This is a genomic window from Microbispora oryzae, assembly GCF_017896165.1.
Classification (GTDB): domain Bacteria; phylum Actinomycetota; class Actinomycetes; order Streptosporangiales; family Streptosporangiaceae; genus Microbispora; species Microbispora oryzae.
In genome coordinates this window covers 291,343-313,286 of record NZ_JAFCNB010000001.1, presented here as the reverse complement: position 1 = coordinate 313,286, position 21,944 = coordinate 291,343, and the positions used below count along the sequence as shown (strand labels likewise).

At 72.2% G+C, this 21,944-nt stretch carries 20 protein-coding genes and 1 pseudogene; 14 read left to right on the top strand and 7 right to left on the bottom strand.

What is annotated here, in order from left to right:
* Positions 1 to 17: 17 nt before the first annotated feature.
* Together JOL79_RS01400 and JOL79_RS01395 are read left to right on the top strand one after the other, a co-directional pair.
* The gene (locus JOL79_RS01400) at positions 18 to 716 is read left to right on the top strand and encodes a lysophospholipid acyltransferase family protein (RefSeq protein ID WP_210153747.1); all 699 of its coding nucleotides are present in this window, start codon (positions 18 to 20) and stop codon (positions 714 to 716) included.
* A 135-nt stretch (positions 717 to 851) separates the two neighbouring features.
* Positions 852 to 2,393 (top strand): MDR family MFS transporter, encoded by a 1,542-nt coding sequence (locus JOL79_RS01395; protein WP_210153746.1) that lies wholly within the window; start codon positions 852 to 854, stop codon positions 2,391 to 2,393.
* Between the two features lie 13 nt (positions 2,394 to 2,406).
* Here the strand turns inward: JOL79_RS01395 and mmuM are convergent, their stop codons facing one another.
* The 3 genes from mmuM to JOL79_RS01380 all read right to left on the bottom strand — a co-directional run bounded on the left by mmuM (position 2,407) and on the right by JOL79_RS01380 (position 6,870).
* Positions 2,407 to 3,309 carry a homocysteine S-methyltransferase gene (mmuM, locus tag JOL79_RS01390; RefSeq protein WP_210153745.1) on the bottom strand — a complete coding sequence of 301 codons (903 nt, stop codon included), beginning with the start codon at positions 3,307 to 3,309 and terminating at the stop codon, positions 2,407 to 2,409.
* 262 nt (positions 3,310 to 3,571) lie between these two features.
* Positions 3,572 to 6,205 carry a VIT domain-containing protein gene (locus tag JOL79_RS01385; protein ID WP_210153744.1) on the bottom strand — a complete coding sequence of 878 codons (2,634 nt, stop codon included), beginning with the start codon at positions 6,203 to 6,205 and terminating at the stop codon, positions 3,572 to 3,574.
* The gene (locus tag JOL79_RS01380; protein ID WP_210153743.1) at positions 6,202 to 6,870 is read right to left on the bottom strand and encodes a MerR family transcriptional regulator; all 669 of its coding nucleotides are present in this window, start codon (positions 6,868 to 6,870) and stop codon (positions 6,202 to 6,204) included. Before JOL79_RS01380 ends, JOL79_RS01385 begins: the two co-directional genes overlap by 4 nt.
* A gap of 194 nt (positions 6,871 to 7,064) precedes the next feature.
* Here JOL79_RS01380 and JOL79_RS01375 point away from each other — a divergent pair, with 194 nt between their 5' ends.
* Positions 7,065 to 8,267, top strand: coding sequence for an alkaline phosphatase PhoX (locus JOL79_RS01375; RefSeq protein ID WP_230984006.1), 1,203 nt, complete (start codon positions 7,065 to 7,067; stop codon positions 8,265 to 8,267).
* A gap of 4 nt (positions 8,268 to 8,271) precedes the next feature.
* Here the strand turns inward: JOL79_RS01375 and JOL79_RS01370 are convergent, their stop codons facing one another.
* Entirely contained in the window at positions 8,272 to 9,189 is a 918-nt protein-coding gene (locus JOL79_RS01370) for a bifunctional helix-turn-helix transcriptional regulator/GNAT family N-acetyltransferase (RefSeq protein WP_210153741.1), read from the bottom strand.
* A 299-nt stretch (positions 9,190 to 9,488) separates the two neighbouring features.
* On the opposite strand from JOL79_RS01370, the gene JOL79_RS01365 reads away from it, so the two are divergent.
* The 4 genes from JOL79_RS01365 (at position 9,489) to JOL79_RS01350 (ending at position 13,110) form a co-directional block, all read left to right on the top strand.
* On the top strand, positions 9,489 to 10,514 hold the full coding sequence (locus JOL79_RS01365) for a 6-phosphofructokinase (RefSeq protein WP_210153740.1): 1,026 nt from the start codon (positions 9,489 to 9,491) through the stop codon (positions 10,512 to 10,514).
* A gap of 199 nt (positions 10,515 to 10,713) precedes the next feature.
* A complete protein-coding gene (thiI, locus tag JOL79_RS01360; RefSeq protein WP_210153739.1) occupies positions 10,714 to 11,910 on the top strand; it encodes a tRNA uracil 4-sulfurtransferase ThiI in 1,197 nt (398 codons plus the stop codon).
* 79 nt (positions 11,911 to 11,989) lie between these two features.
* Positions 11,990 to 12,724 carry an ABC transporter substrate-binding protein gene (locus JOL79_RS01355; RefSeq protein ID WP_210153738.1) on the top strand — a complete coding sequence of 245 codons (735 nt, stop codon included), beginning with the start codon at positions 11,990 to 11,992 and terminating at the stop codon, positions 12,722 to 12,724.
* Between the two features lie 5 nt (positions 12,725 to 12,729).
* The gene (locus JOL79_RS01350; protein ID WP_210153737.1) at positions 12,730 to 13,110 is read left to right on the top strand and encodes a periplasmic substrate-binding domain-containing protein; all 381 of its coding nucleotides are present in this window, start codon (positions 12,730 to 12,732) and stop codon (positions 13,108 to 13,110) included.
* A 3-nt stretch (positions 13,111 to 13,113) separates the two neighbouring features.
* Here JOL79_RS01350 and aroF read toward each other — a convergent pair whose 3' ends face one another.
* On the bottom strand, positions 13,114 to 14,154 hold the full coding sequence (aroF, locus tag JOL79_RS01345) for a 3-deoxy-7-phosphoheptulonate synthase (protein ID WP_210153736.1): 1,041 nt from the start codon (positions 14,152 to 14,154) through the stop codon (positions 13,114 to 13,116).
* Between the two features lie 259 nt (positions 14,155 to 14,413).
* Between aroF and JOL79_RS01340 the strand changes: the two genes are divergently transcribed.
* Both JOL79_RS01340 and JOL79_RS01335 read left to right on the top strand, forming a co-directional pair.
* Positions 14,414 to 15,034, top strand: coding sequence for a molybdopterin-dependent oxidoreductase (locus JOL79_RS01340; protein ID WP_210153735.1), 621 nt, complete (start codon positions 14,414 to 14,416; stop codon positions 15,032 to 15,034).
* Between the two features lie 28 nt (positions 15,035 to 15,062).
* On the top strand, positions 15,063 to 16,232 hold the full coding sequence (locus tag JOL79_RS01335; RefSeq protein WP_307848230.1) for a sensor histidine kinase: 1,170 nt from the start codon (positions 15,063 to 15,065) through the stop codon (positions 16,230 to 16,232).
* Here JOL79_RS01335 and JOL79_RS01330 read toward each other — a convergent pair.
* Positions 16,229 to 16,840, bottom strand: a complete 612-nt coding sequence (locus JOL79_RS01330) for a TetR/AcrR family transcriptional regulator (protein ID WP_307848229.1) — start codon at positions 16,838 to 16,840, stop codon at positions 16,229 to 16,231. The genes JOL79_RS01335 and JOL79_RS01330 overlap by 4 nt on opposite strands.
* Positions 16,841 to 16,889: 49 nt before the next feature.
* On the opposite strand from JOL79_RS01330, the gene JOL79_RS01325 reads away from it, so the two are divergent.
* Together JOL79_RS01325 and JOL79_RS01320 are read left to right on the top strand one after the other, a co-directional pair.
* Positions 16,890 to 17,864, top strand: coding sequence for an NADP-dependent oxidoreductase (locus JOL79_RS01325; RefSeq protein ID WP_210153732.1), 975 nt, complete (start codon positions 16,890 to 16,892; stop codon positions 17,862 to 17,864).
* A gap of 126 nt (positions 17,865 to 17,990) precedes the next feature.
* Positions 17,991 to 18,713: pseudogene (locus JOL79_RS01320) on the top strand (LytR/AlgR family response regulator transcription factor); the annotation flags it as partial.
* 519 nt (positions 18,714 to 19,232) lie between these two features.
* Here the strand turns inward: JOL79_RS01320 and JOL79_RS01315 are convergent.
* Positions 19,233 to 20,072, bottom strand: coding sequence for a deoxyribonuclease IV (locus JOL79_RS01315; protein WP_210153730.1), 840 nt, complete (start codon positions 20,070 to 20,072; stop codon positions 19,233 to 19,235).
* A gap of 122 nt (positions 20,073 to 20,194) precedes the next feature.
* Here JOL79_RS01315 and uraD point away from each other — a divergent pair, with 122 nt between their 5' ends.
* The 3 genes from uraD to pucL are packed head-to-tail and all read left to right on the top strand — an operon-like array spanning position 20,195 to position 21,887.
* Positions 20,195 to 20,668 carry a 2-oxo-4-hydroxy-4-carboxy-5-ureidoimidazoline decarboxylase gene (gene uraD / locus JOL79_RS01310; RefSeq protein ID WP_210153729.1) on the top strand — a complete coding sequence of 158 codons (474 nt, stop codon included), beginning with the start codon at positions 20,195 to 20,197 and terminating at the stop codon, positions 20,666 to 20,668.
* Positions 20,665 to 21,012, top strand: coding sequence for a hydroxyisourate hydrolase (gene uraH / locus JOL79_RS01305; RefSeq protein WP_210153728.1), 348 nt, complete (start codon positions 20,665 to 20,667; stop codon positions 21,010 to 21,012). Before uraD ends, uraH begins: the two co-directional genes overlap by 4 nt.
* Entirely contained in the window at positions 21,009 to 21,887 is an 879-nt protein-coding gene (pucL, locus tag JOL79_RS01300) for a factor-independent urate hydroxylase (RefSeq protein ID WP_210154162.1), read from the top strand. The genes uraH and pucL overlap by 4 nt, the downstream gene beginning before the upstream one ends.
* Positions 21,888 to 21,944 lie beyond the last annotated feature (57 nt).

The following is a 21,944-nucleotide window of genomic DNA, read 5'->3' as shown; positions in this document are numbered from 1 at the left end:
TAGGAGGGGGTGCCCGAGTGTTCTACTGGGTGGTGAAGGCCATCCTCTGGCCGTTCCTCCACTTCGTGTTCCGCCCGTGGGCCGAAGGCGTGGACAACGTGCCGAAGGAGGGGCCGGTCATCCTGGCCGGTAACCACCTGTCGTTCGCCGACCACTTCTTCGGGGCGCTGCCCCTGCCCCGCAAGGTCATCTCGCTGGGCAAGGCGGAGTACTTCACCGGCAACGGCCTCAAGGGCCTGTTCAGCCGGGCGTTCTTCTCCGGCGTGGGCACCGTCCCGATCGACCGTTCCGGCGGGAAGGCCAGTGAGGCGGCGCTCCGGACCGGCCTGCGGGTCCTGCGCGAGAACAGGGTCCTCGGCATCTACCCCGAGGGCACCCGGTCGCCCGACGGGCGGCTTTACAAGGGCAAGACCGGTGTGGCGCGGCTCGCCCTGGAGTCCCGCGCGCCGGTGATCCCGTGGGCGATGGTCAACACCTTCGAGATGATGCCCCCGGGCCGCCCGTTCCCCAGGTTCGGCATCCGTCCCGGCGTCCGGTACGGCAAGCCGCTCGACTTCTCCCGCTTCTACGGCATGGAGAACGACCGCCTCGTGCTGCGCGCGGTCACCGACGAAATCATGTACGCGCTGATGGAGCTCTCCGGGCAGGAGTACGTCGACAAGTACGCCGCGACCGCGAAGGTCGAGCTCGCGCGGGCGGCGAGGGAGAAAGCCTGACGGCTCGGGAAAACTGTCGGCCGTGGGGGGTAGCGTTGCTGAGTTGGTCGTACGCACCCAGAACGGAAGGCACATGATCGAGCGGAACGTACGAAGCGGGCGCGCCATCACCAAGCGGTCATCCGGTGGCCGGGCATGAGCGTTCGCACCGAGAGTCAGGCGGAGCAGACGGACTACCTGCCGCATCGTCAGATCCTGATCGTGCTCGGCGGGGTCGCCGCGGGCATGCTCCTGGCCGCCCTCGACCAGAGCATCGTCGGCACCGCCCTGCCGCGGATCGTGAGCGACCTCGGCGGCCTCGACAAGCTCTCCTGGGTGGTCACGGCCTACCTGCTCACCTCGACGGCCGCGACCCCGCTGTGGGGCAAGATCTCCGACCTGTACGGCCGGCGCACGATCTTCCAGACCGCCATCGGGATCTTCCTGATCGGCAGCGCACTGGCCGGTCTGAGCCAGAACATCGGCCAGCTCATCGTGTTCCGGGCCGTCCAGGGCCTCGGCGGCGGCGGCCTCATGGCGCTGGCCTTCAGCATCATCGGCGACGTGATCCCGCCCCGTGAGCGGGGCCGTTACATGGGCTACTTCGGCGCCGTCTGGGGCACTTCCAGCGTGGCCGGGCCGCTGCTCGGCGGGTTCTTCACCGACGGGCCCGGCTGGCGGTGGATCTTCTGGATCAACCTGCCCATCGGGCTGGTCTCGCTCGTGGTGACGTCCGTCGCGCTGCGCATCCCGGTGGCCCGGCGGCAGCACAGCATCGACTACCTCGGAGCCGGTCTGATCGTCGCCGGTGTGACGTGCCTGCTCCTCTATCTCGACTGGGCGGGCGACGACCTCGGCTGGACCGCGCCGGGGGCGCTGGCTCTGGTGGCCGGTTTCGTGGCGCTGGCGGCCCTGTTCGTGCTCGTGGAGCTGCGCGCGGCCGAGCCCATCCTGCCGATGCGGCTGTTCCGTAACTCGATCTTCAGCGTCGGCAACGCCTTCAACTTCCTGGCCGGCATCGCCATGTTCGGCGGCATGATCTTCCTGCCGGTCTACCTCCAGGCCGTGCAGGGGATGTCGCCGACGGTCTCCGGCCTGGCGCTGCTCCCCGCCGTCCTCGGCATCTTCTCCACGTCCATCACCTCGGGCCAGCTGATGACCCGGACCGGCCGGTACAAGGTCTATCCGATCCTCGGGTCCGTCGTTCTGGCCGGCGGTCTGTGGCTGCTGTCCACGATCAGGGTGGACACGCCCTACTGGCAGGTCGCGGTCTACGCGTACCTGTTCGGCGCGGGGCTGGGCTTCACCATGCAGACGGTCGTCACGGCAATCCAGAACGCGGTGGGCCGCGCCGACATGGGCACGGCCACGAGCTCGGCGACGTTCTTCCGCATGATGGGCGCCGCCATCGGCACGGCCGTGATGGGCGCCGTCCTGACCAGCCGGCTCTCCCACTACCTGGCCGTGGAGTTCGCCGGGAAGGCCCCGTCGGGCAAGGTGGACGCCAACAACGTCCAGGCCATCCAGCAACTGCCTCCGCCGGTCAAGGAGCACGTGCTGACGGCCTTCACCAGCGCCATCGACGACGTGTTCCTCGCGAGCCTGCCGTTCGTGCTGCTGGCGCTGGTGGTCGCGTGCTTCCTCAAGGAGATCCCGCTGGGCACCCGCACGTCCGAACCGGGAGCGATGGCCGGCTGACTCCGCCGGCCGATCAGGCTCCCCGCATCTCCCGAGCGGGGACGGCGTGTCCGTCCCCGCTCTCGTCCAGGTGCGCCCGCACCTGCCGGATGTGGTCGGGCGTGGTCCGGCAGCAGCCACCGATGTACTCGGCGCCCAGCGCGTGCCACCCGGCGGCCGCCTGGCCGTACTCCACCGGGTCGGCCAGGCCGAGCCATCGGCGGTTCCCGGCGTCCCACGTCTCGCCCGAGTTGGGGTAGACCACGGTCGCGCCGCGCGCGATGAGGCCGGGGACGAAGCGGGGCGCGGTGCAGTTGACCCCCACCGCCGTCACCTGCGGCAGCCCGGAGAAGACAGCGGCGCACTCGGTGAACGGGGTGCCGTCGCTCACGTGCTCCGCGTCCCGGCAGGAGAAGCTCACCCACGCCCTCGTCCCGGGCGACTCGCGCAGCAGTGTGGCCAGCGCGCGGGCCTCCACGACCGAGGGGATGGTCTCACAGGCCAGCAGGTCGGCTCCGGACTCGGCGAGGACCTCGAAGCGCTCGCGGTGCCAGCGGACCAGGCCGTCCTCGTCGAGGTCGTAGTCGCCGGTGTATTCGGCGCCGTTCGCGAGGTAGGCCCCGTAGGGTCCCACGCTCGCCGCGACCAGTCCGTGTCCCGCCTCGTCCCTCGCCTGCAGGGCCAGCGTCACCGACGAGCGGATGAGGTCGCGTGCCTCGGCGGGCGACAGACCGCGGCGGGCGAATCCGGGGATGCTCGCCTGATAGCTCGCCGTGGTGGCCACGTCGGCCCCCGCCGCGAAATAGTCGAGATGGGCCCGCCGGATGACGCCGGGATTCTCCACCAGCAGCTTCGCCGACCACAGTTCGTCGTCGAGATCGCAGCCGAGGGCCTCCAGATGGGTCGAGAGACCGCCGTCGAGAACAAGGGAACTCACCCCGCAACACTATGCGTTCGGCACGTATGGGGCTCAAACGGCTCATCGACCGACTGCTGCACCGTCGTTCTCGCGTCCCCGCAGGTGGACGCGACGACCGGCCCGACACGGGAGGGGTACGGGAGCCTCGGCGTCCCGTTCCCACCCCGCCCTCCGATGTCATCCGCCTACCAGAACCGGACTGAGGCCGGCCCGCCCGTCCCCGGGCGGCACACGACCTGACGTCCGCCGGGCCGGGCCGGACCAAACCCGGCCCGGCCGCTCAGGAACGCTTCCAGAAGGCCCTGCGCTTCGGCGTCCCCGCCTCGGAGGAGGCCCCACCGGGTTGCCCCGCCGGAGGACCCGCCGGAACCTCCCCCGCGGCCCGGTCGCCGGGTCCGCCGGAACCTCCCCCCGCGCCCCCGCCGCCCGTCAGGCCCTCCAGCAGCTCGACGGTGCGCCGCCACAGGTCGCCCAGCGACGTGCCGGCGTCTTCGGCCTTCTCCAGGTCGGCGGCCAGGGCGGCGAGCCCCGGGTGGTCGCCCAGCATCACGACGAAGACCCGCAGGCGGCTGGCCAGGTCGGCCAGGTGGCGCCGCCGATCCCGCTCCGGCAGCGACTCCGCCGCCCGCAGCCGGGTCAGCTCCTCGCGTAGCAGCGGGAGGACGCCGTCGAAACCCGTGATCGCCACACGCTCGCCCGGCATCGACGGCACTCCTGCCGAGAACCCCCGGGCGGCGCGGCGCTTCGGAGCGGCCGGGGGGACGGGCCCCGGCATGAGCCCCCCGGGCGTGCCCAGGGCGGCGTCCGGCGACGAGCCGCGGGTGGCGGCGACCGCCCCTCCCGGCGCCGGCGGCGGGGCGAAGGAGGCCGGCATGGCCATCATCGGAGCTCCCGCGACGGTCATGGGCACGGGAGCCGGCAGCTCCCAGCCACTCGGCGGCTCGACGGGCTGGATGACGTGGTGCCGTGGGGCGCCGTCGGCCGCCACACGGGTGTCGACCGCGACGAAGGCGGTGAACCGGCACAGCACGCCGAAGCGGATCGAGGTCCGCACGATCCGTTCCTCCAGCGAGCGGTCGCCCGCCGCGTATCGGTCCTCCAGCCCGCGCAGGTGGTCGCGCGCCCACATCGCGCGCACGGCGCGGCCCTCGCCTGGGTGGCCGTCCAACCGGACCTCCCAGGGCCCTCCGTCGGCGGTGCGCCCGGCGACGGTGAGCGCCCCCGCTGGTCCGCTGTAGCGGCCCCGGACGGTCAGGGGAACGCCGGGGAAGAGCGAGCCGACGTGCGTGAGGCTGCCGGGCACTATCTCCAGCCCGTCCGGGACGACACGCAGATCGGTCACGAGCGGCGAGCCGATCCTGCGGTGGATGTGCTCCAGCGCCTCGTCGAGCCGGTCCTCCGACTCGACCAGCTCGCACCGGCCCGCGCCCAGCACCGCCAGCCGCCCGAGGAACCCGGCGTTGACCGCGCGGTCGATGCCCACGGTGTGCACCCGGATCCCGCCCAGCCGCGCGTGTGTCCGCTCCAGGATCTGATCCTCGTTTCCCACCTGACCGTCGGTGACCAGGACGAGCACGCGGTCACGCGCGCCCGCCCCGGTGGGAGCGGAGCCGCCGGTGGCGCCGGACGCGCCGGACGCGTCGTTGGGCCGGGTACCGGGCGCGTCCTCGGTGAGCAGCCGGAGGGCCTCCTCCAGCGGCGCGAGCATCTCGGTGCCGCCGCGGGCCTCCAGCCTGGCGAGATGTTCCACGGCGCGGTAACGGTGGCGGTCGCTCGCCTCGACGAGCCCGCCGGTGAACGCGCGCTCCACCACGGAGTCGAACGACAGCACGGCGAAGCGGTCACCGCCGCCGAGCGTGTCGACGATCCGGGCCGCCGCCCGCCGGGCCGCCACCATCTTCCATCCGGCCATGCTCCCCGAGCGATCGAGGACGAGCACGACGTCGCGTGGGGCGGACCTGTCCCCTGACCCGTCCGGGGGCAGCACCGTCAGCGCGAAGGTCCCCTCCCCGACGGCGCCGCCGGCGGCGTCATGAGGGGTGTCACGAGCGGTGTCACGAGCGGTGTCACGAGCGGTGTCGGCGGAGGCGGCCGGCTTCCCGGCCGCGGTGTCGGGCACCAGGGTGAGCGAACTGGAGGCGCTCATCGCCAGTCGCAGGACGAAGTCCCTGTCGAGACGCTCGCCGGGCCGCAGGCTGATGGTGTTCCCCTCGCGGACGACCTCGTGCAGGCTGGATCGGATCTCGCGCAGGTCGAGTCCCGCCGGGTCGACGTCGGCCGTCAGCGACAGCCGTACGGGATTGGGGAATCCCGGCAGCAGGACCGGCGGGCTGATCCGTGAGGCGTCCGGCACCGCGTCGGTGTCCGGGGCGGTGCCGTCGCCCGACGACGGGCCGGGCAGGGGCACGCCCGGGATGTACCTCGGCGCGACGACGAGGGGGAACCGGAACTCCGCCGCGCCGTCCTCCCAGGGGAGCGGCTGGGTCAGGGAGAGCCGGACGGTGACCTCCTCGCCGGGGAGGATGTTGCCGACGCGGATGGTGAAGACGTCGGGACGGTCCTCCTCGGCGATGGCGGCCCGCCTGCCCTCGGCGAGGGCCTGGTCGTAGTCGGCGCGGGCCCGGCCCCGCTCCTTCAGCACGCCCTCGACGACCCGGTCGTCCGCCTCCATCAGGAACGCGGTGACCGCGGCCCGGGGCGGCAGCGGAAAGACGTAGGTCGCCTCAAGCGGCACGTCGAAGGGATTGCCGAAGCCCTGGACCACGTCGACCCCGGCCACCAACCCGGTGATCCCGGCGGTGACGCCGAGGCTCCGCAGGGGCAGGTTGCCCTTGTCGGTCTCCAGCGTGCCGAATCCCGCTTCGGGCGCGGGACGGTACTCCTCGGGGCGCAGCGGCGTGATGGGAACGGTCATGGCGTCATCCCTTCGGAGCGGTCGGAACCCTCGGCCAGGCCGAGGGCCGCGAGCGTGGCCAGGAGCGGCTCGGCCGCCGCGCGAAGCACGGCGACATCGTCATGGGTGGGGGCGCGTCCGGCCGCGTCGAGCAGCACCGTGACGCCGGGGGCGAGCCGCACTCCCGTCACCACGTCGTGCGCCGGTGGACGGACGTCGCCGGCCGCTGTAGCCGCAGCGGGAGCCGTCGAGGCGGCGGCCGGGGGATCCGCCTCCGGGGCTGCCGGGACCGGCGCGCGGGTCCAGAAGCGGCCGGGCGCGGGGGAGGCGGCGGGCTCCGCCGCACCCGGCGAAGCGGATGTGGGGCCGGTGATGCCGTAGACCCGCCCGGCCAGCCGTTCGAGGACGCTGTCGGGGGCGCCGGCGAGCTCCACCTGGATCGCCGCGATCGACTGCCCCTCCGCCTGCCGCCGTTTGACGGCGAGCAACTGGAGCAGGTGGCGCCGCCCGTAGATGGCCACCCGGCCCCGGCGGGTGAGCGGCGGGTCGAGCAGGCCGATCGTCGTGTACCAGCGGATGAGCCGCTCGTTGGGCACCTCGCGGACGCGGCCGTTGACGTGCGACTCGGGACCGAGCAGGCTCGCCGCCCGCTCCGCCAGCTCGCTGATCGTCCACGTCTCGCTCATGCCTCCACAATGACACTGTCACGATGACAGTGTCAACGATTATCTCGTCATTGCCTCGACGTCATGCCGTGGTCCGCGAAAGTTCGCCGGGCGGAGCCGTGCCGCTTCCCCGGCCGTTAACACATCCCCTGTCGACTGGGCGCGCGGAGAGACGCGACGACGTCGGCCGGGGCAGGCCGTGGAGGTGGTCAACGTTGCGGGGAACGTTTGTCCGGTCCGGCGCGCTCCACGCGCTCTCGGGCTCGCTGTGGCGCTCCGTGTTCGCCCTTCGCCGGGGCGCGGACGGAGTGGCGGTGCCCGAGGGGTTCACCAGCAGGGTGGTGGCCCGGTCGGGAGAGCGCACCGGAGGGGTGACCTGGCACGCGTCGCCCGGCGACGGAGCCTGCTTCCCGGAGGACGAGGGCTGGATCTACGTGTCCAACTCCGGCGTCGCGCTGCTCGGCGGCGTGACGGCGCTGCGGTTCGCCTCGGACGGCGGGCTCCGGGACGCGTACCGCATCCTGTCCGGCACCGATCTCAACCGCTCCGGAACGGCGACGCCCTGGCACACGTGGCTGTCGTGCGAGCAGACGGCCGTCGGGCAGGTCTTCGAGTGCGACCCGTACGGAACGCGGGCGCCGATGCCGCGGCTCGGCATGGGACTGTTCCGGCATCACGGGATCGTCGGCGACCCGGACCGCGAGGTCTTCTACCTGACGGAGGCGGAACCCGACGGCTGCCTGTACCGGTTCCGTCCCGACGACTGGGGTGACCTGACGACGGGCGTGCTGGAGGTCATGGTGGGGGAGCCCGGCGCCGAGGAGGTCGACTGGGCGCGCGTCCCCAGCCCCGCCGCCCCGGCCCGGCCGCTCCGCGACCAGGTCAAGGGGGCGCGCAGGTTCGACCGCGGAGAGGCGTGCCACTACTCCGGCGGCGTCTGCCACATCGTCACGCGGGGGGACGGCCGGGTCTGGGCGTACGACACGCGGCACGAGAGGGTCCGGGTGGCGGCCGGGCCGGGGGAGAGCACCGGCCGCCCGGGCGGTCAGGAGGGGCTGTTCCTGGCCGGCGACCCGGGCGTGACGGAGATCACGGTCGTCGTTCCCGGCGGCGCGGCCGAGCCGTTCCTCCGCGTCGACGGCCCGGCCGGTGGGATGGAGGACGCCCGGATCAGCGGCCTGGCGTTCTCTCCCGACGGCACCCGCCTGTACTTCTCCTGCCGCAGGCCCACGTCCCCGCGCGTCCCGGTCCGGCGCGGCGGCGCCGGACCGGTCGAGGCCGGTGTCACCTACGAGGTCGCCGGCCCCTTCCGTGAACGGCTCCGGGCCGCGACGGGCATCGATGATGCGGCCGGTGAAACAGCCGATGAGACAGCCGCACAAGCAGCCGCACAAACAGCCGGCGGAGCGGCCGGATGACCCGTCACCCGCGGTCGAGCTCCATCACGTAGATCTGCTCGGTGACCGGGGCGCCCGACTCCTCCCCGGCGTACTGCTCGGCGAGCGTGAAGCCGACGTCCAGGTAGATCTTGCGGGCGCCGGCGAGAACGTCCCTCGTCCAGAGCATGATCCGCCGATACCCCGCCTGGCGGGCGAAGCGCACGCACTCCTCGACCAGCCGGCGGCCCAGCCCCATGCCGCGCGCCCGCGGGTCGACGAGCAGCAGCCGGAGCTGGGCGGTCTCATCGTCCTTGCGCACGCAGAAGACGCAGCCGGCCGGCTCGCCGTCGACCTCGGCGATCCAGGCCGCCTCCCTCGCGGGGTCGTGGTGGTCCGCGTAGTCGGCCACGACCCGGGTTACGAGCGCCTCGAAGCCGGCCCCCCAGCCGTGCTCCTCGCCGTAGACGACGCCGTGCCGGTGCACCACCCAGCCGAGGTCGCCGGTCCGCGGCGGCCTGATGACGTACGGCTCCCGCCGTTCGGCGGGGCCGAGGAGGGTGCGGATGGTCCGCATCGCTGCGATCACCTTCCGGCGGTCCTCGCCGGTCAGCCCGCCCAGGATCGTCTCCACCTCGTCGGACGAGCGCCGGTCGAGCATCGTGAGGGTCCGGCGGCCGTCGTCGGTGAGCTCCGCCACCTGGCGGCGCCCGTCCTCGGCCGATCGGCGTCGTGTGATGAGGCCCTCGGTCTCGAAGCGCGTGAGGATCCGGCTGAGGTATCCCGGGTCGAGGCCGAGCAGCTCGCGGATGTCCGCCGTCTCGGCCGGCTCCCGCGCGCCGACCTCGAACAGGACTCTGGCCTCGGTGAGGGAGTAGGGCGTGTCGTGCATCCCGGCCCCGAGCACGCCTATGACCCGGGTGTAGAAGCGGTTGAACGCGCGGACCTCGGTCACCATATCCATTGCTCACCTCAAACGAATACTTGACTGAGTCAAAAGATAGCGCGAGAACGCCCGGACCGAAGGCGAATCCGGGAAAGGGAGGTCGGGTACGGGCCGGTGGGCACAAGGGGCGGGGAATGGGCGCGTGCGGCGCACGGGTCGCGACGCCGCCGTGCGAGACTGTTGTCCGCGCCGGGGCCTGCTCGGTAGCCTCGTGTGGTCTAGACCATTCGTGGCGGCTGGGGCAGAATGCGGTGCGTCCCGACGTGCTCACGATTGCACGGTCCTGCCCTCGTAATCCCATACGGAGGAAACTCGTCATGCGCATTGGTGTCCTCACCGGAGGCGGCGACTGCCCCGGGCTGAACGCGGTGATCCGCGCCGTCGTCCGCAAGGGCATCGGCGTCTACGGGCACGAGTTCGTCGGCTTCCGCGACGGCTGGCGGGGGCCCCTCGAGGGCGAGACCATGCCGCTCGACATCCAGGCCGTCCGGGGGATCCTGCCGCGCGGCGGCACCATCCTGGGCTCCTCCCGCACGAACCCGATCAAGATCGAGAACGGCGTCGAGCGCATCAAGGAGAACCTGGCCTCCCAGGGCGTCGACGCGCTCATCGCGATCGGCGGCGAGGACACCCTCGGCGTCGCGAAGCAGCTCTTCGACCGCGACGTCAACGTGGTCGGCGTGCCCAAGACGATCGACAACGACCTCAACGCGACCGACTACACCTTCGGCTTCGACACGGCCGTCAACATCGCCATGGAGGCGATCGACCGGCTGCACACCACCGCCGAGTCGCACCACCGCGCGCTGATCTGCGAGGTCATGGGCCGCCACGCCGGCTGGATCGCGCTGCACGCGGGCATGGCCGCCGGTGCGAACGTCATCCTGATCCCGGAGAAGCCGTTCGACATCGACAAGGTCTGCGCCTACGTCGAGTCGCGTTTCGAGACCCGTTACTCGCCGATCCTCGTGGTCGCCGAGGGCGCCCACCCGATCGAGGGCCAGATGGCGCTGCAGGCCGGCGAGCTCGACGCCTTCGGCCACGTGCGTCTCGGCGGCATCGGCGAGCTGCTCGCCAAGGAGATCGAGAAGCGTACCGGCAAGGAGGCCCGCACCACGGTCCTCGGCCACATCCAGCGCGGCGGCACGCCGACGGCCTACGACCGCGTGCTCGCCACCCGCTTCGGCCTCGGCGCGATCGACGCGGTGCACGAGGGCGACTACGGGAAGATGGTCGCCCTGCGCGGCACGGACATCGTGCGTGTCGGTCTCGCCGACGCGACCTCCGAGCTGAAGACGGTGCCCGCCTCCCGCTACGAGGAGGCCGAGGTCTTCTTCGGCTGATCCTTTCCGGCCTGTCGTACGGCTCCCGCGGTCCCTTTCCGCGGGAGCCGTACGCGCGTCCGGGGACATCCGCCGGATCGGCGGCGGATCCCCGGGAGCGTGCGCGCCACGGCCGCACTACAGTAGGGAAGTTCGCGCTGCACGGGAGCGTCGTCGCAGCGACCACGCCCCCGTGTCCCCTTCCCGGAGGTTCCCGCTCATGACCATGTCCGCCCTCGGAGAGCCGTGTGTGCTGCTCAAGCTCGGCGAGGTGGTCCTGAAAGGCAGGAATCGCGAACTCTTCGAGATGCGGCTGCGCGCCAACATCAAGGCCGCGCTCAAGGACTATCCGGTCGACATCCGCCAGCGGCACGGCGTGATCGCCCTGTTCCTGCCCGCTGGCACCGGCGTCGAGGTGGCCGAGGCCGTCGCGCGGCGGGTGTCCGAGGTGCCCGGCCTGGTGCTGATCCACCTCGCCTGGCGGGTGCCGAAGGACCCGGAGTCGGTCACCAAGGCGGCCCTCGAACTCGTGAGGGACACCGACGAGGTGGCCCGCAAGGCCCGTTTCGCGGTGCGATCGCGCCGCAGGGACAAGCGGTTCCCGCTGCGCTCGATCGAGCTCGACCGTCTCGTCGGCGGGGCCATCAACGACACATACGGCCTGCCGGTCGACCTGAGCGACCCCGAGCTGAGGGTGAACATCGAGGTCGACCGCGACGAGGTGTTCCTCTTCACGGACGGCCGCCCGGGGCAGGGCGGCCTGCCGGTCGGATCGAGCGGCCGGGCCCTCGCCCTGCTGTCGGGCGGCATCGACTCACCGGTCGCGGCGTACCGGATGATGCGACGCGGCCTGCGCGTGGACTTCCTGCACTTCTCCGGGATCCCCTACACGACCTCGGAGTCGATCTACAAGGCGTACGCGCTGGTGCGCAACCTCGACCGGTTCCAGGGCAAGTCGCGGCTGTGGGTGGTGCCGTTCGGCAAGGCCCAGCAGTCGATCAGGAACTCCGGCCACGACCGGCTCGCGGTCATCGCCCAGCGGCGGCTCATGCTGAAGACGGCCGAGGAGGTGGCGCGCCGCATCCACGCGGAGGCGCTGGTCACCGGAGACTCCCTCGGTCAGGTCTCCTCCCAGACGCTCACCAACATCACCGCGCAGGACCACGCCGTCGACCTGCCGATCCTGCGGCCGCTGATCGGCCTCGACAAGACAGAGATCATGGCCGAGGCGCGGCGCATCGGCACGCTGGAGATCTCCGAGCTGCCGGACGAGGACTGCTGCACCGTGCTCGCCCCCCGGTCCGCCGAGACCCGGGCGAAGATCGAGGATCTCAAGCAGATCGAGAAGCGGCTCGACGCGGAAGACCTGGCCTCTCAGCTCGCCGACTCCATTCGGCCGTACAAACTGGACGCCTGATCGTAATTCGATCGTTTCTGGCCGGGCGTCTTACTGACTCCGAGGGTCAACCTTCACCACTGGGATGTTCAATCTGTTGTTGATCGCGGCTTTCATCCCGGAGGAGACGGTGTCCCACCGCGGGCTTGGCCTCGCCCTCACCCTGGTGTCCTCGGCGCTGGTCGTGGGGACGCCCCCCGTCCGGGCCCGCAACTTCGTCGAGGCGTGGAACCTGGCCGCCTCCTCGAAGAGGGGCGCGTCCTACCTCTTCCAGGACATCAAGGGATACGGAGCCCGGCGGATGTCCGGTCTCACGGTGGTCGACGACCTCACCTTCACCATCGAGCTGAACCGGCCCTTCGGGCCGTTCGTGAAGAAGCTGGGGCAGGTGGCGTTCTCGCCGCTGCCCGACGCGACCCTCAAGCGGCCGTCGTCGCTCGCCGCTCACCCCGTGGTCGACGGCCCGTTCAGGCTCGTCTCCGGCACGCCGGGCTCCGGCGCCGTGCTCGCCCGGTTCGGCGGGTACGCCGGCACCCTGCGGACCAACGTGACCGGCGTCAGATACACGACGTTCCGGGACGCCGGGCAGGGCTACAGCGCCCTCCTGGCCGGTGACGTCGACTTCGTCGACCTGATCCCGGCCGCGAAGGCGGGCAGCTTCCGGCAGGACCTGGGCGGCCGGGTCGTCGACCGGCCGGGCGGCACGCTGGAGACGATCGACTTCCCGCTCTCGCTGCACACCGGCGCGGACGTCCGCAAGGCGATCTCGGCGGCGATCGACCGGGCCGCGATCGTCAGGTCGGCCTTCTCCGGCGCGCGTTCGGCGGCAAGCTGAAGATCGTGCCGAAGCCCGTGAAGACGCTGGCGGAGTTCACCAGGGCCCAGGCCGGGGGACGCCTCCCCGGCCTGTTCCGCGCGGGCTGGAGCCTCGACTTCCCGTACGTGGAGAACGCCCTCGGCCACTACGCCTCCGGCGCGCTCTTCAACTTCTCGGTCTACCGCGCCCCGAAGTTCGACGCGCTGCTGAAGTCCGCCGACCGGCAGGTCTCGGCGTCCGGGGCCACGCGGCTCTACCAGCGGGCCGAGTCGCTCCTGGTCCAGGACCTGCCGGCCATCCCGCTCTGGTTCACGCGCGAGATGGCCGGCTACTCGTCCAGGATCGCGTCAGCGAAGCTCACTCCCTCCGGATGGCTGGACGCGTCCTCGGTCAGGATCGCGTAGCCGTCAGGCGAGCGCCCGCGCGGCGGCTCCGGCGAGTGTGCGGTTCATCAGCGGGGGGAAGTCCCGCATGACGGCGGCCAGCTCGTCCAGGTCGCCGTCGACGAGGGCCTGCGGGCCGTCGCAGAGGGCCTGTCCGGGGTCGGGGTGCACATCGATGATCACGCCGTCCGCGCCGACGGCCACGGCGGCCCGGGTGAGCGGCAGCACCAGGTCGCGCCGTCCGCCGGAGTGGGAGGGGTCCACGATGACGGGCAGATGCGACAGCCGCTGGACCACCGGGACGGCCGAGATGTCGAGGGTGTTCCTGGTCGCGGTCTCGTAGGTCCGGATGCCGCGCTCGCACAGGACGATGTCGAGGTTGCCGCGCTGCGCCACGTACTCGGCGGCCATGAGCCACTCCTCGATCGTGGCCGTCATGCCGCGCTTCAGCATGACCGGCTTGCCCGCGGCACCCACGGCCTGCAGCAGCGCGAAGTTCTGCGCGTTGCGGGTGCCGACCTGCAGCATGTCGGCGTAGGAGGCGACCAGCGCCACGTCGTGGGCGTCCACCACCTCGGTCACGATCGGCAGACCGGTCTGCTCCCTGACGTCCGCCAGGATGCGCAGGCCCTCCTCGCCCAGCCCCTGGAAGGCGTACGGCGAGGTGCGCGGCTTGTAGGCGCCGCCCCGCAGCAGCGTGGCACCCGCCGCCTTGGCCATCCGGGCCGCCTCGAGCGTCTGCCGCGGCGTCTCGACCGCGCACGGGCCGGCGATCAGCGTGACGGTGTCCGGGCCGATGGGCACGCCGCGCACGGTCACCGTGGTCCGGTCGGGATGGTTCTCCCGGCTGACCAGCTTGTACGGCGTCGACACCCGGACGACTTCGGCGACGCCGCGCATGGCGCCGAGGTTCAGCGTGGCGAAGCGCTCCACGTCGCCGACGAGCCCGACGATCGTGCGGCTCACGCCGCGGCTGGCGAATGCCTCGCCGCCCGCCGCGACGACGACCTCGACGATCGCCTCGACGTCGTCCTGCGTGGCCTCGGGGGCCATGACGATGACCATGATGACTCCTTCTGCTGCGGGTCTGGTGCCGGTCTCTGCTGCCGGTTCCGGGAAAAACGACGAAGGCCCCGGGTCCAGTGGACCCGGGGCCTTCGTTCGCGGTGGCTGTCAGCGCAGCGTTCGCGGGCGAGCGGTCCTCACGGGTCCGTCGCCATACCAAAACGCGTAAACGGTGCGCATGGCGTGGAATATAGCGCATCGTCGGGCTGGATCGGCCGCCCGGGGTCCGGTGGGAGCCGGGCGAGCCCCTGATGGCAGGATGGCGGGCGTGCCGGAGATCCCTGAAGAGGAGACTCGCCTGCCCCCGGGCCAGTACATCCCACGGGGGCGTCCCGTCATCCATTACGGGAGGGTGCCGGCCTTCCGCCCGCAGACCTGGCGGTTCCAGGTCTTCGGCGCGACGGCGTCCGGCGAGGTGCACGAGTTCGACTGGGCGGAGTTCTCCCGGCTGCCCCCGGCGGTCGTCATGGCCGACTTCCACTGCGTCACCAAGTTCTCCGTCCTGGGCAACGAGTGGGAGGGCTTCCCCGCCGCCGCGCTGCTGGAGCGGGCGCCCCCGGCGCCGGAGGTCCGGCACGTCCTGGTCTGGGCGGAGTACGGGTACAGCGCCAACCTCCGGATGAGCGACTTCGACCGGCCCACCACCCTCTTCGCCACCCACCTGGACGGGGCGCGCCTCACCCCGGAGACGGGCCATCCGGTGCGTCTCGTCGTCCCCCACCTGTACGCCTGGAAGAGCGTGAAATGGGTGCGCGCCGTCGAATATCTGGTCGATGACCGGCGTGGGTTCTGGGAGGACCGCGGCTACCACAACATCGCCGACCCCTGGAAAGAGCAGCGCTACTCATATCAGGAGGAGCCGGGCGAGGGCCCGCCCTGACCCCCGCCGAGGGGTTACGGTGTGCCGCGTGTCTGCAGCCGTATGGGTGACGCTCTGCGCGATGTCCGCCGCCGCGGGCTACGCGCTGGCCCGCCGGACGAGGCCGTGCCGCGGCGGCCTTCCGGAGGAGGGGACCTATCTCGCCCTCCACGTGGCGGGTCTCGCCGCGCCCTCGCTGCGGGCGGGCCTCACCCGCGAGTCGGCCCGCAAGGCGGTACGCCACCTGCGGACGCTGCTCGGCACCGCCGCGCTCGCCGTCACGTCCACCGACCGGGTCCTCGCCCGGGACGGCGACAACCTGCCGGTGGACGAGGAGATCCTCGCCGGGGTCCGGTCGGCCATGACGGACGGCCGGCCCCATCTGATCCCCGGCGACGGCCCAATCAGCGGCTCAATCGGCGGCCCCGGCGGCGGCGCCGCGACCGTGGCGGGCGTGGTGGTGCCGCTGACCGTCGAAGGCCGGGTGATCGGCGCGCTCGTGGCGTACGACCCGCTGGTCAGCGCCTCCCGCGTCCGCACGGCGACCGAGGTGGGCCGGTGGGTCTCCGGGCAGCTTGAGCTGGCCGAGCTCGACTCGTCGCGGCGGCGCGCGCTGGAGGCGGAGATGCGGGCCCTGCGGGCCCAGATCTCCCCCCACTTCGTCTACAACTCGCTCACCACGATCGCCTCGTTCGTCCGGACCGACCCCGAGCGGGCCCGCGAGCTCCTGCTCGACTTCGCCGACTACACCCGCTACGCGCTGCGCCGCGCCCGCGACTTCACCACGCTCGCCGACGAGCTGAGCTGCGTGGACCGTTATCTGCTTCTCGAACGCGCCAGATTCGGCGACCGCCTGCGCTTCACCGTGCAGGTCGCGCCCGAGGTGCTGCGGGTCCCGGTGCCGTTCCTGTGCCTGCAGCCGCTCGTCGAGAACGCCATCAAGCACGGCATGCCGGGCGAGGTGCGCGTGGTGATCGAGGACGCCGGACCGGAGGCCCACATCTCCGTCGAGGACGACGGGATCGGCATGGACCCCGAGCACGTGCGGGCGATCCTCGGAGAGGAGCCGCGCGGCGGGATCGGGCTGAGCAACGTCGATCTGCGGATGCGCCACATCTACGGGCCGGAGTACGGACTCGTGGTTCGCACCGCGCCGGGAGAGGGCACCCGGATTCAGCTCCGGGTGCCCAAGATCCGCCCCGAGGACAGCCCGGTCTAGGCCCCGAACTCCAGCCGGACCGCCGGCGGAAGAGGCGCGCGGACGGGATCGGCGCGGAACGACTGGATCATCAGGGCCGCGAAACGGCGCGACGCCGCCACTCGCTGCTCGGGTGATTCGGCGCGGATGCCCTCGTTCGCCATCATCGCCAGGACGACGTCCTCCAGGACGATGTCCGGCCGCAGGTCACCCGCCTCCTTCGCACGCCGGATGAGCTGGAGCAGCAGCCGGATCGATCGGTCGCGGTCCGCCGTGAAGTACGGCAGCCGTGAGGTGAACGCGCGGGAGAGCCCCCGGTCGAGGGCGTGCACCTCCATGAGCTTCTCGATCACCAGGCAGAGGCCGCGCCACGGGTCGGCCTCCGCCAGTCCCTCTTCGACGACCGCCGAGCACATCGCCATCGGCTCGGCGAAGACCTCGCCGAGCAGCGCTTCCTTGGTCGGGAAGTGCCGGTAGACGGTGGCCGCGCCGACCTGCGCGCGCCGGGCGATCTCCCGGATCGGCACGTTGAGGCCCTCGGCGGCGAAGGCCGCGCGGGCGACCGCGAGGATGCGCGCCCGGTTGTCGCGGGCGTCCGAGCGCCGCTTCTGCCTCACTTCCGCCGTCACCGCTCTCACTTTAGTCAAACGGACGGGGTGTTCCGTTACGGTGCGGCGCATGAGAGCTGTTCAGTTTTCCGAGTACGGCCCGGCCGACGTGGTGTGTGTCGCCGAGGTCGAGGAGCCGCACGCGGGGCCGGGGACGATCCGCATCGCGGTGCGGGCGTCCGGACTGTCGACGGGGGAGACGTCCATCCGCTCCGGGAAGATGCGTGACGTGGTGCCCGTGACGTTCCCGTACCGCACCGGGTTCGACGCCGCGGGCGTGGTGGACGAGGTCGGCGACGGCGTCACGGGGGTCGGGCTCGGCTCCGAGGTGTTCGGCATGACCGCGCCGGCCGCGCGCGGCGCCAACGCCGATCACGCGGTCCTGACCGCCTGGGCGCCGAAACCGGCCGCGTGGAGCTGGGAGGAGGCCGGCGGCGCCGCGGGCGCCGTCGAGACGGCCACCCGGGTGCTCGACCGGCTCGCGGTCGGCGCCGGGCACACCGTGCTGCTGCAGGGCGCGGCCGGCGGGGTGGGCGCGGTCGCCGTGCAGCTCGCGGTCGCACGTGGCGCCGTCGTCATCGGTACGGCCGGGGAGCACAACCACGATTTCCTGCGCTCGCTCGGCGCGGAGCCGACGACGTACGGGGCGGGTCTGGCCGAACGGGTGCGCGCGCTGGCGCCGGGCGGGGTGGACGCGGTGTTCGACTGCGCGGGAGGGGCGCTGCCCGATCTGATCGCCGTCGCCGGGAGCCCGGCGCGCGTGGTGACCATCGCTCCCGACCTCACCGCGGCGGCCCTCGGCGTGCACCTGTCGCACGGCGTGCCGGCCGGCGACAGGGCCCGCGACAGGGCCGGCGACAGGGCCGCGGCTGTGGGAGCCGCCGACCCGCTGGCGGTACACGGCCTCGGCATCGCGGTCGAGCTCGCCGGGCAGGGCCGGCTGCGGGTGCCGGTCGCGGCGGCGTTTCCGCTCACCGAGGCCGCGGCCGCGCACAGGCTGAGCGAGAGCCGTCACGCACGCGGGAAGATCGTGCTGGTGAACTGATCGGCCCCACCGGGCCCTCGATCTCGAGCCGTATGGCCGGTCATTGTCGCTTTGGGTAATTGATTGTTCACCGATTGTCGATCAAACCCTTGCGCTGGGGTGGCCGCACGGGGCACGGTGTTGGCCATGCTGCGCGTCCTTGCGGTCGATGACGAGGTCCCCGCCCTGTCCGAGCTCGCCTACCTGCTCCGGCAGGACGCGAGGATCGAGCACGTGCGCACGGCCTCGGACGGCGGAGCGGCGCTCCACGACATGGTCCAGATGATCACGAATGGGGAGCGCCTCGACGGGGTGTTCCTCGACATCCGCATGCCGGGCCTCGACGGCCTCGACCTGGCCCGGTTGATCGGGGGCTTTCCCGCGCCGCCCCGGCTGGTCTTCGTCAGCGCCCACGACTGCGCGATCCAGGCGTTCGAGCTGGAGGCTGTCGACTACCTGCTCAAGCCGGTCCGCCCCGAGCGGCTCGCCGAGGCGGTGCGGAGGCTCACCGCCGCCGTCGCGCCCCCGTCGCCGGACGATGCCGACGAGGTGATCCCGGTCGAGCTTGCCGGGCGTACCCGGTTCGTCGCCCAGCACGACGTCTGCTACGCAGAGGCGCAGGGCGACTACGTCCGCCTGCACACCTCCGACGCCAACTACCTCGTACGGATGTCGCTGGCGGCCCTGGAGCGCCGCTGGGGCGGCTCCGGCTTCATCCGGGCGCATCGGAGCACCCTGGTGAACGCGCGTCACGTGAGCGAGCTGCGGTTCGACGCGGGCCGGGTCGTCCTCCAGGTCGGCGACGAGACGCTGCCCGTCAGCAGGCGCCACACCCGGCAGGTGCGGGAGCTGCTCGTCCGGCAGTTCCGCGCCTGCCTCACCGACACCGGCGCGACGATGACGCCGGCCCCGCCGTCGCCCGGGTCCGCGCCGCAGGACGTCTCGCCCGGCTTGAGGGACGGGACGCACGCTGTCGGCGACCGCTCGTCGTTCTCCGTGCCCCGCTCGTCGCGCGGCGACGGGCCGCATGGCGCTAACTAGGCGCCGCTCGTCCGAAGCCACACGCGCCCATCTGACTACCCCACGTAGTGTTATCGGCATAGCAAGACACGCGGAGTAGCCGAAAGTGAGGGAAACCTCGCTGAACGGTTAGTCTGGGCGGGGCCCTCTCGGGGGGGAAGGGCTCCGCCCCGCGTGGCGGGAGCCCGTGGAGCGATCCGGCCATACGGGGGCGCCGGATCGCCCCGGGGGCCCCGGTCCGGGTGGCGGTCCGGGTGGCGGTCCGGGTGGCGCGGGCCTGGCTGGCTCGGCCAGGTGGCCCAGCCCAGGTGGCCCAGCCCGGCTGGCTCAGTCGGGGCGGCTCAGTCGGGGCGGCTCAGTCCGGGCGGCTCAGCGGCCGCGGAGCTTCTTCAGCGTCTCGATGTCCTCGCGGTGCTTGTCCGCCTTGCCGGGCGTCTCGATGCAGAGCGGCACGCCGGCCGCGACCGGGTGGCGCATGATGTCCGCGAACGCCTGCGCGCCGATGTGGCCGGCGCCGATGTTCTCGTGGCGGTCCTTCTTCGACCCGCACGGGTCCTTGGAGTCGTTGGCGTGGATGAGCTTCAGCCGGCCCGGGGCGACCTCGCCCAGCGCGTCGAAGGTCTCGGTCACGCCTGCCGGGGTGGAGAGATCGTGCCCCGCCGAGAAGGCGTGGCAGGTGTCCAGGCAGATGCCCGCCTTCGGGTGGTGGTCCAGGGCCTCCAGGTAGGGACCGATGTCCTGCACGGTCGCGCAGAGCATCTGACCCTGCCCGGCCATGGGCTCGAGCAGCAGGTCGGGGCCGTCGTCGCCGATCTCGTCCAGCAGCGGCAGCAGGTGCTCGCGCAGTTGCCGCATGGCGTCCTCGCGTGGCTGGCTGACCGCCGAGCCGGTGTGCACGACCACCCCGAGCGCCCCGATCTCCGCGCCCCTGCGCAGGGTGTGGCGCACCACGGCGACGGAGTTGTCCAGCGTGGCCTGGGTCGGCGACCCGAAGTTCACCAGATAGGCGGCGTGCACGTAGACCGGCATCCCCGACTCTCTGAGTTTGGCGTCCTCCGCCGGGTTACCCGCGGGGAGCGCCCAGCCGCGCGGGTTGGTCACGAACACCTGGATCATCTCGGCGCCGATGTCGGCCGCGTAGCGCAGCCCGCCTGTGGCCAGGCCGCCGCTGACGAGGACGTGTCCGCCGATGAGCTGGGAAGCAGTCATGATGCCCTCCAGGTTAGTGCGGCCCCCTTTGTGACAACGTACAAACAGCGACGTGGCCGATGGCGGGCGGTTGGCGTTCGCGCCGCTGGACCCGTCACCGCGGCCCCGGTTGACTGGCGGGCATGCGACGACTCGCCCCGGAGGACCTGCGCTCCTGCTGCGCGTCGGCCGCCTGGGTGGCGGCCGTCGGCGCGCGGGGGCCGTACCAGGACGTCGCCGCGCTCACCGAGGCGGGCCGCGCCGCGCTGGCCGAGCTGGCCTGGGACGACGTGGAGGAGGCGCTCGCGGCGCATCCCCGGATCGGGGAGCGGCCCGCGGGCGACGGCAGGGAGGCGTCGTGGTCGCGCCGCGAGCAGGCGGGGACGGCGGGGGCCGGGCCCGCCGTGCTGGACGCGATCCACGCGGGCAACGCCGAATACGAGAGACGGTTCGGCCACGTCTACCTGGTGTGCGCCACCGGACTCGGCGCGGCCGAGCTGCTCGATCTGCTCCGCGAGCGGCTCGGCAACGACCGGAAGGCCGAGCGCGAGGTGGTCCGCGAGGAGCTCGGGAAGATCGTTTCCCTGCGCCTGGAGAAGCTGTGGGAGGGCCGGTGAGCCTGTCGACGCATGTGCTGGACACCGCGGCCGGACGGCCCGCGAAGGACGTGCTCGTCCGGCTGTCGCGGCGGGCACCGCACGGCTTCGTGCCGGTGGCCGAGGGCAGGACCGACGACGACGGCCGGATCCGCGAGTGGTCCCCGCTGGGCCGGGAGTGGAGCGCGGGGGTGGACCCGCGGCCCGGGACCTACCGGCTGCTCTTCGACACCGGCGGATACCTGGGCGAGGACGCGTTCTTCCCCGAGGTGAGCGTCGTCTTCACGGTGCGGGAGGCCGGGGGCCACCACCACGTGCCGCTGCTGCTGAGCCCGTTCGCCTACTCGACCTACCGGGGGAGCTGATGATCGTCCTTGGTCCCAACAGGTACGGCAAGGCCGAGACGAGGCTCGTCCGGGTGACCCGGCACGGGGACGCCCACAGCCTCAAGGATCTCAACGTGAGCACCGCCCTGTCCGGCGACATGGAGCGGGTGCACCTCAGCGGCGACAACGCGGCGGTGCTGCCGACCGACAGCCAGAAGAACACGGTGTTCGCCTTCGCCAAACGCTACGGAGTGGGCGCGATCGAGGACTTCGCGCTCACGCTGGCCCAGCACTTCGTGGACTCCCAGGAGCCCGTGCGCCACGCCAGGGTGGCGATCGAGGAGTACGCCTGGGAGCGCAACGGCGCCCTGGGCCACGCGTTCGTCCGGTCGGGCCGGGAGACCCGCGTCTGCGTCGCCCACTACGACGGCTCCCGCGCGTGGGTGGTGTCCGGGCTGCGCGACCTCGTCGTGCTCAACACCACGAACTCGGAGTTCTGGGGCTACGTGAGGGACGAGTACACGACGCTGCCCGAGACCCGTGACCGGGTGCTGGCGACGGCCGTCGAGGCGTCCTGGCGGCACACCGCGGCAGGGGAGGACGGCGACGGTGGAGACTGGGACAAAACGTATGAGAAGGCGCGGCAGGCCCTGCTCGCGGCGTTCGCCGACACCTACAGCCTCTCGCTGCAGCAGACGCTGTACGCCATGGGGAGCCGCGTGCTCACCGAGTGTCCAGGGGTGTGCGAGGTGCGGCTTTCGCTGCCCAACCGGCACCACTTCGAGGTCGACCTGTCGCCCTTCGGCCTGGCCAACGACGGTGAGGTCTACCACGCCGCGGACCGGCCGTACGGGCTGATCGAGGGCGCGGTGCTGCGCGACGACGCCCCCGACCCCGGCCCGGCCTGGCAGTAACGCCGGTGACATCGGTGATGCCGGTGACGCCGGGGGACGGCGCCGACCGGCGGCGAG